Below are 14,224 nucleotides of genomic sequence, written 5' to 3' on the forward strand. Positions count from 1 at the left end.
CCGTGTCAAACGGTTAGCAGTAGGGGGCAGCCGTGAAGGCGGTGGACTACGGCTTGTTCCATGATCGACCATGGGTCGAGGATACATTGACGCCGCTATGGTCGATCTGTCTCGCGGCGCCGCCTGGGGAGGGAGCCTCCATGAAGCCTGTCGCAGTGCCGGCCGCCGATTGGCCCGGAGGCCGGCACACGTAGCCTTTATCGATGCGAACGCAGCCGCATCCGTGCATCGCTCATTGCGCGATGCCGACGAACGTGGGCAGCAGCACGCGATACACGTGAATCATCGCCGGGCCGAGCAGCACCACCATCAGCGCGGGGAAAATGCAGAAGATCAGCGGGAACAGCAGCTTCAGCGCGATCTTCGCCGCGCGTTCCTCCGCGCGCATCCGACGCCGCGTGCGCAGCATGTCCGACAGCACGCGCAGCGATTCGCTGATGCTCGTGCCGAACCGGTCCGCCTGGATCAGCATCGCGCAGAACGATTCGATGTCCTCCACGCCGGTGCGCAGCGCGAGATTGCGCAGCGCCGTTTCCTTCGTGAAGCCGGAGCGCATCTCGAGCAGCAGCAGATCGAGTTCGCTCGCGACCACCTCGCTGCGAAACCGCAGTTCCTCGCTCACCTTCATCAGTGCCGCGTCGAGCCCGAGCCCCGCTTCGACGCACACCGTCAGCAGGTCGAGCGCGTCCGGGAAATCCTCGAAGATCTTCTGCTGGCGCACCTTGACCCGCTGCGACAGCACGACGTTCGGGATGTAGTAACCGATGCCGGCGAGCGCGACGAGGATCAGCGACAGCAGCGCGCGCTCGTCGCCGAGCGACGTCGTGATCAGCACCAGCAGCGCCGCGCACGGCAGGCCGAGCGCGAGCACCGTCTTCGCGGTGAAATACAATGCGGCCGCGCTCTGGTTGCGCCAGCCGGCATTCATCAGCCGGATGCGCAGCGGCGAACTCTCCCAGCCTTCCTTCGGCACCGACAGCTTCGAAATCGGGGTGGACAGCTCGACCAGCTTCGCGACCCAGCGCGACGCCATGTCGTCGCCGTCGCCCGGGCCGGCGACGGCGCCCGCCCCGGCTCCGCCGGCCTGCTCGATCCGGCGCTGGATGCTGCGCGGCGCGAACAGCAGCATCGCGACGAGCACGCCGCCGGCCACGAAGATGAACAAGCCGCCCAGCATCACGGCCTGGACCACGCTCAGGTTTTGCATGACAACCTCGCAACGGTTCGTTATTCGGCGCGCGCGTCAGACGCGAATGCGCACGATTCGGCGGATCCAGAACAGGCCGAACAGCATCGACACCAGCATCGTGCCGACCATCCGGATGCCCGCGGGATCCTCCCAGAGCACGGACAGGAATTCGCGGTTCAGCAGCGCCATCACCGCCGCGGTGCCGAACGGCAAGAGCCCGAGAATCCACGCCGACAGCCGCCCTTCCGCCGACAGCACGCGCACCTTGTCGAACAGCTTGAAGCGCTCGCGGATCAGCCCGGCGATGCTGTCGAGCAGCTCGGCCAGGTTGCCGCCCGTCTCGCGCTGGATCAGCACCGCGATCACGAAGTAGCGCAGGTCCTGCACCGGCACGCGCGTCGCGAGGTTCATCAGTGCGTCGTGCAGCGACACGCCGTAGTTGACCTCGTCGAACGTGACGCGGAATTCGCCGCCCATCGGCTCGGAAAACTCGTCGCCGACCATCCCGAGCGTGCTCGTGAACGAATGACCGGAGCGCAGCGCGCGCGCGATCATGTCGCAGATGTCCGGCAACTGCCGCTCGAGCTTGCGCATCCGTCGTGCGCGGCAGCGCAGCACGTACGCCATCGGCATCCAGCCGGCGACGAGCGCGATCGGCACCGCGGCCAGTTGCGGCAAGCGCGCGAAACTCGCCGCGAACCACGCGAACGCCGCGAACGTCGCGCTGAGCGTGATCAGCTTCGGCAGCGTCCAGTCGAGGCCCGACTGCTGGATCACGAGATCGAGCGCGTGCACGCGCGGCATGCGCAGCAGCAGCCGGTCGAACGATTTCGACTCGTCGAGCATCCGCTTCTTCAGGATCGACAGCCGCTCCTGCTGGACGTTGCCGCCGGCCGACATCGCGCGAATGCGCGATTCGATCCGGCGCGCGGCGGTGCCGTGCCGCGCGTTCCACCATTGATAGATGCCTTCGATCGACAGCACGACCGCGACGAAGGTAAGAATCACAAAACCGTAAAAGATCGCATTCATGAGGCCTCCCCGGCAGCACACGGCGCCTGTCGTCAGTCCGTTTCGTAACGCACGGACGGGTCGTACAGCGAATCCGGCAGGTTGATGCCGAACGCCTGCAGCCGCTCGACGAACTTCGGCCGCACGCCGGTCGCGCAGAAGTGGCCGCGCACCGAGCCGTCGCGGTCCACGCCCGTGCGCTTGAACGTGAAGATCTCCTGCATGTTGATGATGTCGCCTTCCATCCCGGTCAACTCCTGGATGCTGACGATCTTGCGCTTGCCGTCGGTCAGCCGCGCCGCCTGCACGACCACCGAGATCGCCGACGCGATCTGCTGGCGCATCGTCTTCGGCGGCAGCGTCAGGCCCGACACGCTGACCATGTTCTCGAGCCGCGTCAGCGCGTCGCGCGGCGTGTTCGCATGGATCGTCGCGAGCGAGCCTTCGTGGCCCGTGTTCATCGCGTTGAGCATGTCGAGCGCTTCGGCGCCGCGCACTTCGCCGAGGATGATCCGGTCCGGGCGCATCCGCAGCGCGTTGCGCACCAGCGTGCGCTGCGTGATCTCGCCCTTGCCCTCGATGTTCGGCGGACGCGTTTCGAGCCGCAGCACGTGCGGCTGCTGCAGTTGCAGCTCGGCCGCGTCCTCGATCGTCACGATCCGCTCGTTGCGCGGAATGAAGCCGGACAGGATGTTGAGCAGCGTCGTCTTGCCGCTGCCCGTGCCGCCCGACACCAGCACGTTCACCTTCGCGCGCGACAGCGCGTCGAGCAGCTCGGCCATCGGCGGCGTCAGGCTGTGGAAGCGCACCAGGTCGTCCATCTTCAGCGGGTTGACCGCGAAACGCCGGATCGACATCAGCGGCCCGTCGATCGCGGACGGCGGGATGATCGCGTTCACGCGCGAGCCGTCCGGCAGCCGCGCATCGACCATCGGGCTCGATTCGTCGATGCGGCGCCCCACGCGCGACACGATCTTCTCGATCACCTTCATCAGGTGCGCGTCGTCGTAGAACGTCACGTCGGTCAGTTCGAGCTGCCCGCAGCGCTCGACGTAGACCTGCCGATAGGTGTTCACGAGGATGTCGGAGATGCCGGGGTCGCGCAGCAGCGCCTCGAGCGGGCCGAAGCCGAACATCTCGTCGTACACGTCGATCGCGAGCTGGCGCCGCTCGATGTCGTTCGCCGGCATCCGCTCCTCGTCGAGGATGCGCGCGATCAGCGAGCCGATCTCCATGCGGACCTGATCCTGATGCAGCCGCGACAGGCGCTCGAGCTCCACGCGCTCGAGCACGGCCAGGTGAATTTCGCGGCGCAGCTTCTGGTATGCGTCGCGCACCGACGAATGCGCCGGGCCGGCCGGCTCGCTGCCCGCCGCCATCGGCTGGGCCCGGTGCAACGACATCTGTTCGCGCAATGACATGATGGTTCCCCGAAAGAATTACATCGACTTGAGCTTCGGCGTGGCCTTGCGGCCGAACAGCCGGGACATCAACGGTTCGCTGTGCGTCGCGCCGCGTCCCGCGCGCACTCCGCCGTCGACGAGTTGCTTCGCGCAGCCCTGCAACGCACGCGCGACCGCCGAGCCGCGCGCGAGCCGCGACACCGGATGGCCCTGGTTGATCGCTTCGAGCACGGTGTCGGCGTCGTCGGGAATCGTGCAGGCCGCGTGCAGGCCGAGCACTTCCTCGAGCGCGGTGCGGGTGCGCTCGCTCGCGCGCGTCGTGCGGTTCACGATCAGCCGCATCTGGTCGGTCGAGTAGCCGAGCGACACGAGAATCTCCAGCAGCCGGCGGCCGGCGCGCACGTGCGGCATCGCGGGCTGCAGCACGATCTGGATCTGGTCGCTGCGATCGAGCGCGACCATCGACAGCGGGTTGATGGCGACGCCGACGTCGAAGATCACGAAGTCGTAGCGCGGCGCGGCGACGCCGAGTATCCATTCGAGCGCGTCCTCGCGCATCTCGGCAGCCTTGACCGGGTCGCCCGCGCCCGCGAGCACGTGGAAGTTGTCCGTCACGTGCGCGACGCTCGCGTCGAGAAACGCGCTGTCGAGCCGCTCGATCTGCGCGCACAGCTGCGGCAGCGTCGACGGCGGGGCTTCGTCGCTGACGAGGAACGCCGCGTCGGCGAACTGCTGGTTCAGGTCGATCAGCAGCACGCGGCGCTTGAAACCCTCGGCGATCTCGAACGCGACGTTGCCGGCCGCGAAGCTCGTGCCGGCCCCGCCCTTGCACGACAGGAACGACACGATGCGCGTGTCGTCGGTATCGCGCGGCGTGCTTTGCGCGGCCGCCCGGCCGAGTGCGTTGCCGAGCGCCTGCGGATCGAGCGGCCACTGCAGCACGTCGCGCGCGCCCGCCCGCATCGCATCGAGCAGCACGTGCGGCGAAGCGTCGGCCGTCACGAGGATGCAGGTCAGGCCCGCATGCGCGCGGCAGATGCGCTCGATCGCCGACAGCTCGGACGGCTCGAGCGACGTGCCGTCGATCAGCAGGATGTCGAACGCGTCGAGCCCGTCGGTGCGATGTTCGATCTGCGACGGACGGCCGGTGGCGCGCGTCGTGCGATAGCGTCCGCAGTCGGCCACGAGACGCGCGATCTGCGAAAGCCGCGCGGTATCGTCGGAAGCTACGAGGATGTTGATCATGTCGTGTGCCTCGTCTTTTCGATTAGTTGCAGGCGGAGCCGCCCGTCGCGGAATTCAGGCTTTCGCGCGGCAGCGTCGTCGTGAACGGCGGCATTTTCACCGTGACGTTCATGAACGGGATCATGGTCTTGACGGTGACGTTCGTGACGCTCACCGTCACGAACGAGCACGTGTTGATGTCGCAACTCGCCGGCGTGTAGTTCACCGACACGTTCGCGTTCGACAGCAGCGGCAGCAGCGATCGCACACGCTTCACGACGCCCGCGGCGTTCACGTCGCACACCACCGCGGTGCGCGCGCCGAGGCGCACGGCCTCGCTCGCGGTATTCCAGTAGAACAGCACGCGGCCGAACTCGAAGATGCCGATCAGCAGCATGATCAGCACCGACGCGATCAGCGCGAATTCGACGATCGCGACGCCGCGCTGCGTGCGCCGGCGTGACAGCGGGAAATGGCGCGCATTCATGACACCTGCCTCATCACGGTGACGATGTTGCCGAAGGTGATCGACGGCAACCCGGGGAACGCGGGGATCGGCTGGTAGTGGTAGCCCGAGATCTTCACTTCGACGACGTTGATCGCGCCCGTGGCCGTGCCGCTCGGCGCGTTGTTGTTCGAATCGTAGGTGGGCAGGTTCGCGAACTGCGACGGGTCCGACGCATCGCTGCAGCCGGTCGTGCGCTGTGCGTCGCAGATCGTGACCATCGACGTCGTGAGCCCGGGCACGAGCTCGGTGCCCGACGTGCCGCACGTCGTGCTGCCGTAGACGACGAGACACTGCGCCTGCGATACCGGATACGCGCTGTCGGTCGGCAGCCAGACCGACAGGTAGCGTGCCGCATCGCGCGTGGCCTTGGTCAGCGTCTCGTACTGGTAAATCGCGCGGCCGAATTCGGCCACGCCCGTCGCGAGCATGATCATCGGCATCAGCACGAGCGCGAACTCGACGGCGACGACGCCGCGGGTGCGCGAACGACGAATCGGCGGCTTCTTCATGATCGTCTCTCCGCTATTGAACGAGCATCGGCACCTGCGTGCCCGATGCGCTGCCGCTGCCCGGCAAGCCGTGCGTCGCGCACGGGTTGTTGCCCGACACCGACGAGCCGAGGTATTCGAGGTGCGCGACGACGGCGCCGCTGCCGGCGCTGAACGGGAGCGGATCGAGCATCAACACGCAATCCCATTGCGTGACGTGCACCTTGCCGCTGGTGCCCTTCAGCGCCGAACAGTCGCCTTCCGGCGCGAGCGCGAGGCGGCGGTCGCTGCCGTAGGTCGCGTAGTTGCTCGCCGTCGCCGTGCCGTTGGTGGCGATGCCGCTGCCCGACGGTGGCGCGCCGTCGCCCTGGTAAGGCTTGAAGCTCGCGCGGTCGGCCACGAACTGCGTGTACGCGTCACCCTTGATGCCCGGCGTTCCCGGCGGCCCGTAGTTCGGGCCGACATACGCGTAGCCGGTGAAGTCGGGCTGGCCGCTCGAGCCGTTCGCGCCGTTCGTGTAGATGCCGAAGCGCGTATTCCATGCACGCTGCGACGCCGCCTTCATGCCCGTGGTGGCCAGATCGGGCGGGCTCGTGATGTTGCAGGTATTGCCCGACAGCTCGCTCGCGAGCGTCGTTTCGTTCGTCGAGCCGTCGAGCGCCGCCCAGCCGAAGTTGCCGGGCCCGTACGTGGACGACGACCCCGACGGCGACGAGATCCAGTCGCCGACCTTGTAGGCCGGGTCGGACGGGCCGCGGCACACGAACACCGGAATCGCGCAGGTCGTCTGCCCGCCGCCGACGGTCGCGATCGCGCTCGCCGACACTTCCGCCGCATTCGCGAGCTTCGTGCCCGGCAGCACGTTCAGCACCTCGATGAACCAGTGCGCGATGTTGCTCAGCGTCGCGGTGCACTGCACGTACTTGATGCTCGCCGGGTTCGTGACCGCGTTCTTGGTCAGGAACGGGTTGGTCAGCGAATCGCTGAACGTGACGTTCGCGTTCGTCGACATCTGCACCGACTTCTTCTGGAAAAACACGAAATTCAGATGGCCGGCGGCGATGCCGTCGGCTTCGGCCACCGACAGGCTGATCGCCGAGGTCAGGTCGCGCGCAGCCGACAGCGCGCAGGCATCGGCGCTGTTCTGCAGTTCGCTGCGCGTGACGTACAGCTTGCCGAGATCCAGCGCGAGCCCGACGAACCCGATCATCACCGCCAGCGAGAGGCCGACGATGATCGCGACGGCACCGCGCTGGCGATGCGGGCTGCGACGCGTGAGTTTCGGATAGCGGGCTGCGCGGTTCATGGCGTTCTCCCTGAGCGTGGTGTCGTTACTGCGTGGCCTTGCCGATGCCGATCACGAATGCGTTGGCGGGCGGCACGGCCTGCTTGAACGACTTGTCGTAGTTGTCGAGCGCGGCCGCGGCGGCGTTGCCGTCGACTCCCGATGCCGACGAAGGATGTTCGCCGGCATGCGGATCGATGATCTGGGCGTGCATCACGGTGCGGACGGAGTCGCCGAAGCGGCTGTCCCACACCGGGGTCGACGACATGCAGCCGGCAAGCGCGAACGCGAGCGGGACGGCGAGCGCCGCGCGGCGCACGAATACGAGGTAGGCGGATTTCATGAGCTTCCCCTTGGATGGCTTCAACGATCGGTGGACTGCGGTTCCGCGCCGGCGCGCGCAATCTGCGCGTTGGGCGCCGCGGCGATCCGGTGCTTCGCGCGCACCGCCGGCTGGGCCGGCGTATCGGGGCCGGCTGCCGCGAGGCGCGCGGCCGCGGCTTCGATGCGCGCGACACGCGCCGCGGTGGCCGCATCGGGCTGCGGCGCGGCGGCCGCGACCGGCGCCGCTTTCGGCGGCTCGGCCGGCACCGGCTGCTGCACGTCGGCTTGCGGCGCGCGCGGCGCGGGCAGCGCGGCCGGCGCGACCGGGGCCTCCGATTTCGGCGCCGGAGCGGGTGCGGGCCCCTGGGCCGGTGTCTGCGGCGCGGCGGCGGCATCGTTCGCGGGCTGCATCGGCTGGGCGCCTGCCTTGCGCACGCCGCGGCGGCCTTCCATGTTGCCGGTCGCATACACGTCGATTTCGTTCGGCTTCGAGAAGCTGTCGGTCGGCAGCGCGACGTCCGCGGTCTGCAGCGGCTTCACCAGGTGCGGCGTGATCAGGAAAATCAGCTCGGTGCGGTCCTGCTGGAACGACGTGCTGCGAAACAGCGCGCCGAGCACCGGCACTTCGCCGACGCCGGGGATCGCCTTCAGCGCGCCGGTCGCGTTGTCCTTGATCAGCCCGCCGATCGCGAACGATTCGCCGTCGCTCATCTGCACCGTCGTCGATGCGCGCCGCGTCGTGATCAGCGGCAGGATCGACGTGCCGCCGATGTTGGTCGCGCTCAGCGTGACGCCCGTCTGCGACAGCTCCGACACTTCCGGCGCGACCTTCAGGCTGATCCGGCCGTTGGCCAGCACCGTCGGCGTGAACTTCAGCGCGACGCCGAATTCCTCTTCCTGCAGCGTGATCGACGACGTGCCGTTGCCGCTGCTCTGCGGGATCGGGATGAAGATCTTGCCGCCCGCGAGGAACGTCGCTTCCTGGCCGCTGATCGTCACGAGGTTCGGCTCCGCGAGGATCTTGACGAGGTTGTCGGTGTTCTGCGCGTCGGCCGCGATGCTGAACGGCTTGTTGTTCGCCTTGTTGAAGATGGCGCCGCTCGCGACACCGGCGAGCAGGTTGCTGACCAGCGCGCCGCTCCACGAACCGAACCCGCCCTGGATGTTGAACGCGCTGCCCATCTGGTTGATCAGCGTCTTCGACACCTCGGCCACCTTCACCTCGAGCATCACCTGCTGCGGCGACGTGACGTTCAGCATGTTGAGCACGCCGCCGCCCTGCTTGCCGCCGCCCGCTGCATCGCCCGCGCTGTCGCCGTATGCGTGGGCGATCTGCACCGCCTGCTGCGCGGCCTGCGAGCTCGACACGGTGCCGGCGAGCACGATCGTGCCGGCCGCCGTCGACACGTGAATGTCGCGCTCGTTCGGCATCAGTTGCAGCAGCGACGCCTGCAGGCCGCCTGCGTCCGCGCCGACCGCGACGTCGATCACGCGGCACGCACCGCTCCTGCCCTGCACGATCATGTTGGTCGTGCCGACCGCGAGCCCGAGGATGTACAGCGTCTGCGGCGACACCATCGTCGCCTGCGCGACGGCCGGATTGCCGATCGTCCGGTTGCGGACCGGCTCCGGCATCGGCACCAGCAGCGACTTGCCGAGCGGCACCGCGACGCTGGTCGATTCGCGCACGGCGCCGACGCAGTTCGGCCCGCGCAGCGGCCCCGCCGATGCGGCGGGCGCGGCGGCCGGCGCCGGCGACATGCTGATCGTCATCTGCATCGGCCCCTTGCCGACCGCGGCCGGCGCGCTGGCGCCGCCCTTGGTCAGCACCGCCGATTCGATGCCTTCCTGGGCGAGTGCGCCATATACGGTCAGCCATCCCGAACAGAGGATCGCGGCCATCATCGTGCCCCGTGCGACGCGTGTGCGCAGTGGGCCGGTACCTGTGCGTTGCGGTTTGATCTTCATTTCGTCTGATCCCCCGAGAGACCGGCGCCGTGCCGGTTATCGACTTCCAAGGCCGTCGCGCGTTGCCGGCGGCCGGTTTGTTTATCTGGCTGGTTCGATCTGCTTCAGAAACATTCGACGCTACCCTTCACGCCCGACAGCACACCGACGCAGTCGCGCCGGACTTCCGGTGCCGCATGCGACGCGACGTGCACGCGCACCGGCCGCGCATGGACGGGCGCCGGCGGCGCTTCCGGTGCGGGCGCCTTGCCGAGCAGCGTCATCTTCGTCGCGCCGCCGGTGGCCAGCGTCTTCTGGTCGACCTGGTTGCGCAGCACCAGCGACAGCGTGCCGACGCTGCGTGCGAGGTCGAGCCGTTCGGCCTGGTCGGGCGTGACTTCCAGCGTCACCGCGTTGACCACCTTCGGCGCCGTGTCGTCGCGGCTGACCTGCTGCGCGACGGCGAGCACGAGGATGTGCTCGAGCACGATCTTCGAGATGCTCTGCCCGTCGGTCTTGCCTTGCTGTTCCTGCGTGTTGACGATCACGTCGACGTAGTTGCCGGGCAGCGCGAAGCCCGCGACGCCAACCACGTCGTTCACGCGCACCGTGATCGCGCGGCTGCCGTCGGCGATCACCGCGGACAGCCCGCCCTTCGTGCCGACCGGCGCGAGCTTCGACTCGATCACCGGCTCGCCGCGCGCGAGGCTGGTGCGCACGACGCGCCCTTCGAGCGCCTTCGTGTCGGTGAACGCGCCCGTGGGCACGCTGCCCGACGGCCAGCTCACCATGTGGATCTGGTTCGGCCCGAGCGGCTCGCCCAGGTTCAGGTCGGTGGTGGCCACCGCGACGGACGTGACCGAGCTCGTGGATGTCTGCATCAGCCAGTGGGAGGCGAATACGACCGCGGCAAGACCCGCGATCATCGCGACGACCAGCATCATGACCGCTCGACTGTTTTTCATGGCAATGCTCCTCGACGAATCGTGAAAGAAACCGCTCAACCGGTGACGAACGTACGGCCTCCGCGCTCGATGGGCGGCGGATGGCCGCCGTCCCGTTCGGGCGCCGCGCCGAAATAACTCGCCCACGCGTCGTACAGCGCGTCGTGCGTCACCTCGGGCGGATCGCCGCGGTAACGCGCGCCGGCGGCCACGAGGCGCAGCAGGTCCGCCGGGAAGCACGCAAGAAACGCCTTGCCGGTCGGCAGATGCAGCCGATGCAGCAGGAAATCGAAGGCATCGCTCGCCGAGACGAGCCCGAGCGTCGCGCAGGCCGCGTCGTATACCGCGCGGTAGTCGTCGATCGACATCGCGCCGACGTGCAGCTTCGAGCCGAGGCGGCGCATGAACGCGTCGTCGCAGAACTGCTCCGGCGCGAGGTTGCTCGAGAACACGGGCCACACGTCGAACGGCAGCACGAAGCGGTTGCCGGATTCGAGCGTCATGAAATCGACGCCGCGATCGAGCGGACGCAGCCAGCGGTTGAGCAGGTCGCGCGGCTCGACGCGCTGGCGGCCCAGATCGTCGACGACGTACATGCCCATGTTCGCCTTCATGTGCGGCGGCGCCTGGTAGAAGCCGGCCGCTTCGTCGCGACGCAGGTCGAGTTCGTCGAGCGTCAGCTCGCCGCCCGACATCACCACCGGGCGCTGGCACAGACGCCAGCGCCGATCGACCGACTGGCCGCCGCACGCGGCTTGCGCATCGACGTGCACGAGCGGGTCGTAGACCTGGATCACTTCGCCCGCCGCGCAGATCGCGTGCGGCACCGGCACGCGGCCGTGCATCAGCGAGCCGAGCCGCTCGGCGAGAAAGGTCTTGCCGCTGCCGGCCGGGCCGTAGATCAGCAGCGGCCGGCCCGCATTCAGCGCGGCGGCCGCCGCATCGAGCACCGCCGTGTCGATCACGACGCCCTCGAACGCGGCCCACACGTCGCTCTGGCCGATGTGCAGCTTGCGCACCGAATGCGCGGCCACGCTCGCGAGATACGCGTCGAGCGTCACCGGCGCGGGCCCGCTGTAGCCGCTGCGTTCCCGCTCCTCGAGCGCGAGCACGCGGCCCGCATCGGTCAGGCGGAACGTCACGTCGAGATCGGTCGCGCCGCGATGGGTCAGCTCGACGAGATGCTCGCGCACCAGGAATGCAAAGACGTCGTCGAGCACCGCGAGCGGCAGGCAGTGCCGCTCGACCAGGTCGCCGTACGACGGGCGGCCGAGCACCAGCGTCGACTTCAGCACGAGGCCGGCGACGAACGCCATGCTCAACCCGGTTTCCGCTAGCGAGCGCGGCGCCGGCGGCAGTTGCGCGCCCAGCTTCGTGTGGACCTCCCGCGACGGCAGCGGATCGGGCAGGCGTGCCACCTGCGCGTCGCGTCTCGGTTCGGTATGGTTCGTGTTCATGATCGTTGCGTCCTCGTTTCGGATCCGCCGCGCTATGCGCACGACGCGAACAGCATGCCCAGCGTGCCGGCCGCGATCGCGACGCCGTACGGCAGCGTGCCGACCGACGCGATCTCGACCGGGCCGTCGGCGGCCTCGGCGCGCGCCGCGTGCGAGCGCCGCGCGACCAGCGTGCGCACGTTCGCCCACATCCGGCGCATCCGCCCGCGCAGCAGCGCGTAGGCGACGGCGCCGATCCCGCCGGCCAGGAACGTGGCCAGCACGATGTAAAACGTCATTTCCGCGCCGACCCATGCGCCGATCGCCAGCATCAGCTTCACGTCGCCCGCCGCCATGCCGCGCAGCAGGTAGAACGGCAGCAGCAGGCCGAAGCCGGTCGCGGCGCCGGCGAGCCAGCCGAGCACGCCCGCGGGCACGCCGAGCAACAGGCACTGAGCAACCAGCGCGCCGGCCAGGCCGAGCAGCACGAGACGGTTCGGAATGCGACGGGTCGCGATGTCGGTGCTGGCCGCGGCGATCACGAGCAGCGTCACGCACAACGGAACCGGGTAAGGCGGCGCAACGGGAAACATGGCGAACCTCGCGGGTCGAATCGGTGGATCAGGAAGCCATCGCCAGCGCGGTGGTCACGGCGGTGCTCACGGCCGCGGCGATGGTCTCGTACGCATCGCCGAGCGAACCCTTCAGCGTGACGACGCTGCCCAGTACCGCGATGGCGAACATCGACGCGAGCAACGCATACTCGATCGACGTCACACCTCGTTCGTCGGCGATCCAGCGACGGGCGACACGCACGATGGCTTTCATGATGGTCTCCGGTGTCCGGTTGACGGAATCGCCGGGGACGGCTCGAACGCTGCACCAGCCGAGCCGTCCACGGCACGCTCCATCAGATGCCTGCAACCGCCGAATCGAGGTCGGCCGCGATCGTGCTGAACACGGTCTTCAGATCCTTCCCGATGGTCGACAGCGCGAGGATGATGCCGACTGCGATCAGTGCGGCGATCAGGCCGTATTCGATGGCGGTCACGCCGTCTTCGTCGCGAATGAAACGGCCGGCTTGTTGAATGAACTTGGACATGATGTTCTCCTTGCGTGGTGACTTTCAAAACCCTCGCGCACCGGCTGGTCGGACGACCGTGCATCGATACGTCGAGGAATGTCGTTGATGCCGTGTGGCGCCGACGAACGATCCGGACGATTCGGGCGAACCGTTCGTCGTACCGTCCATCAGATGCCTGCTACCGCCGAGTCCAGATCCGCGGCGATCGTGCTGAACACGGTCTTCAGATCCGTACCGACCGTCGCCAGCGCGGCGACGATGCCGATCGCGATCAGCGCGGCGATCAGGCCGTATTCAATGGCCGTCACACCGTCCTGATCCTGGACGAACCACGCGATCTTTTCGATGATTCTTGACATGAGCGTTCTCCTTTCGGACTGCTATGAAATACCCTTCGTCGGTCATGACGTCGGGGGTGGGCACCACCGGCACTACTCTGGAAATCGGAAGCCGACGATCAGTCGCGGAAACGCGGCGGACCACCGCGGTCCATGCGAACGGGTATCGGCGAGACGGAGCATGAGAGACGCGCGTACGGTGCGACCGGCCGGATGAACCGGGCAGGTCGATCGAACTGAACGGCACGACGGCCGTCCGACGCATGGAATCCGGTTGAACGGGAGATGAATTCCCGGCAAAGCCGCAATGTGTCTTTAACGCGGCTTGCGATCCGCGATGTGCTGTGGTCTTTCATTTTTATTCCCCATGTACTGCCATGCCGATTTCTTATTGCCCTGAAGCGACCGGGTCTCTCGGGTCGTTCGACGACGGTTGCCGCGGTGGATCGAACGGGAGCTGCGTGTACCCCGACGCGCTCCGGCCCGACTTTTTCCGCAGGTGATTCGCGAGCCGGTTCCGCTGCCTGTTGCCCGAACCGCCCGGTCGTCACATCGTCGACTGCCGTGCCAACGCTTACGCAAAGAGCGGACCATCCCGGGCGAAATCGAGACGCACCAAGGGTTTCGGCGATCGACCCGGCCTCCCGCCAACCGCCCGGCCGCCGAAATGTTTCAACTTTGATATATGCGGCGCCGGCGCATGTAGCCGGCATGAAACCCCGTCATCGCGCTGCACAAAGGTCCAAAAAAATTTTCTCGGGATTTTCCCGGACGCGGCGGCGCGCCCGGGCATCGCGGGTTCCGCGGCATGCCCGGCCGCTAAAAATCGCGGAATGTTTCAGGCCAGAAACACGAATGCCGGCGGCGGCGTTTTCTCATACCAGAAACGGCGGTTTTCACCCGAATCGCTGAACACATTCAATGTCGGCCGGCCGTGCGCGGTTTGCATCACGCGATTTTTTCTTCAACAATGAATTCACCGGACAACGCCAATTCAGCGCGATTCGATCCGCAGGCACGACAACATCGAACGGCTGCGACAA

Annotated in this window: 15 protein-coding genes; all 15 read right to left on the minus strand. The window is 67.6% G+C overall.

The annotated features are described in order from the left end of the window. Positions 1-232: 232 nt before the first annotated feature. Positions 233-1,207: a type II secretion system F family protein gene (locus C5F75_RS20480; protein ID WP_060313788.1), complete on the minus strand. Its 975-nt coding sequence runs from the start codon at positions 1,205-1,207 to the stop codon at positions 233-235. A 36-nt stretch (positions 1,208-1,243) separates the two neighbouring features. Further along, a complete protein-coding gene (locus C5F75_RS20485) occupies positions 1,244-2,221 on the minus strand; it encodes a type II secretion system F family protein (protein WP_059577655.1) in 978 nt (325 codons plus the stop codon). A gap of 32 nt (positions 2,222-2,253) precedes the next feature. After that, positions 2,254-3,621: a CpaF family protein gene (locus C5F75_RS20490; protein WP_060313794.1), complete on the minus strand. Its 1,368-nt coding sequence runs from the start codon at positions 3,619-3,621 to the stop codon at positions 2,254-2,256. An 18-nt stretch (positions 3,622-3,639) separates the two neighbouring features. After that, positions 3,640-4,848, minus strand: coding sequence for an AAA family ATPase (locus C5F75_RS20495; protein ID WP_060010530.1), 1,209 nt, complete (start codon positions 4,846-4,848; stop codon positions 3,640-3,642). Positions 4,849-4,870: 22 nt separating this feature from the next. Continuing rightward, entirely contained in the window at positions 4,871-5,314 is a 444-nt protein-coding gene (locus C5F75_RS20500) for a TadE/TadG family type IV pilus assembly protein (RefSeq protein ID WP_059637711.1), read from the minus strand. After that, positions 5,311-5,844, minus strand: a complete 534-nt coding sequence (locus tag C5F75_RS20505) for a TadE/TadG family type IV pilus assembly protein (RefSeq protein WP_104012662.1) — start codon at positions 5,842-5,844, stop codon at positions 5,311-5,313. Before C5F75_RS20505 ends, C5F75_RS20500 begins: the two co-directional genes overlap by 4 nt. A gap of 13 nt (positions 5,845-5,857) precedes the next feature. Further along, complete coding sequence (locus C5F75_RS20510) at positions 5,858-7,129, minus strand: pilus assembly protein TadG-related protein (RefSeq protein ID WP_104012663.1); 1,272 nt, start codon at positions 7,127-7,129, stop codon at positions 5,858-5,860. A 25-nt stretch (positions 7,130-7,154) separates the two neighbouring features. Next, on the minus strand, positions 7,155-7,451 hold the full coding sequence (locus C5F75_RS20515) for a hypothetical protein (RefSeq protein WP_059577636.1): 297 nt from the start codon (positions 7,449-7,451) through the stop codon (positions 7,155-7,157). Positions 7,452-7,471: 20 nt separating this feature from the next. Further along, positions 7,472-9,400 (minus strand): type II and III secretion system protein family protein, encoded by a 1,929-nt coding sequence (locus C5F75_RS20520; RefSeq protein ID WP_104012664.1) that lies wholly within the window; start codon positions 9,398-9,400, stop codon positions 7,472-7,474. A 104-nt stretch (positions 9,401-9,504) separates the two neighbouring features. Further along, the gene (gene cpaB, locus C5F75_RS20525; RefSeq protein WP_059577632.1) at positions 9,505-10,344 is read right to left on the minus strand and encodes a Flp pilus assembly protein CpaB; all 840 of its coding nucleotides are present in this window, start codon (positions 10,342-10,344) and stop codon (positions 9,505-9,507) included. A 35-nt stretch (positions 10,345-10,379) separates the two neighbouring features. Continuing rightward, a complete protein-coding gene (locus C5F75_RS20530; RefSeq protein ID WP_104012665.1) occupies positions 10,380-11,780 on the minus strand; it encodes an ATPase in 1,401 nt (466 codons plus the stop codon). A gap of 32 nt (positions 11,781-11,812) precedes the next feature. Continuing rightward, positions 11,813-12,352 (minus strand): A24 family peptidase, encoded by a 540-nt coding sequence (locus C5F75_RS20535; RefSeq protein ID WP_059577626.1) that lies wholly within the window; start codon positions 12,350-12,352, stop codon positions 11,813-11,815. A gap of 28 nt (positions 12,353-12,380) precedes the next feature. Beyond that, the gene (locus C5F75_RS20540; protein ID WP_060010543.1) at positions 12,381-12,587 is read right to left on the minus strand and encodes a Flp family type IVb pilin; all 207 of its coding nucleotides are present in this window, start codon (positions 12,585-12,587) and stop codon (positions 12,381-12,383) included. A gap of 82 nt (positions 12,588-12,669) precedes the next feature. Beyond that, positions 12,670-12,861, minus strand: a complete 192-nt coding sequence (locus tag C5F75_RS20545; protein ID WP_059577621.1) for a Flp family type IVb pilin — start codon at positions 12,859-12,861, stop codon at positions 12,670-12,672. Between the two features lie 149 nt (positions 12,862-13,010). Further along, the gene (locus C5F75_RS20550; protein WP_006483618.1) at positions 13,011-13,202 is read right to left on the minus strand and encodes a Flp family type IVb pilin; all 192 of its coding nucleotides are present in this window, start codon (positions 13,200-13,202) and stop codon (positions 13,011-13,013) included. Between the last annotated feature and the right edge of the window lie 1,022 nt (positions 13,203-14,224).

The sequence above is a fragment of the Burkholderia anthinoferrum genome, assembly GCF_002925705.1.
GTDB classification, from domain to species: domain Bacteria; phylum Pseudomonadota; class Gammaproteobacteria; order Burkholderiales; family Burkholderiaceae; genus Burkholderia; species Burkholderia semiarida.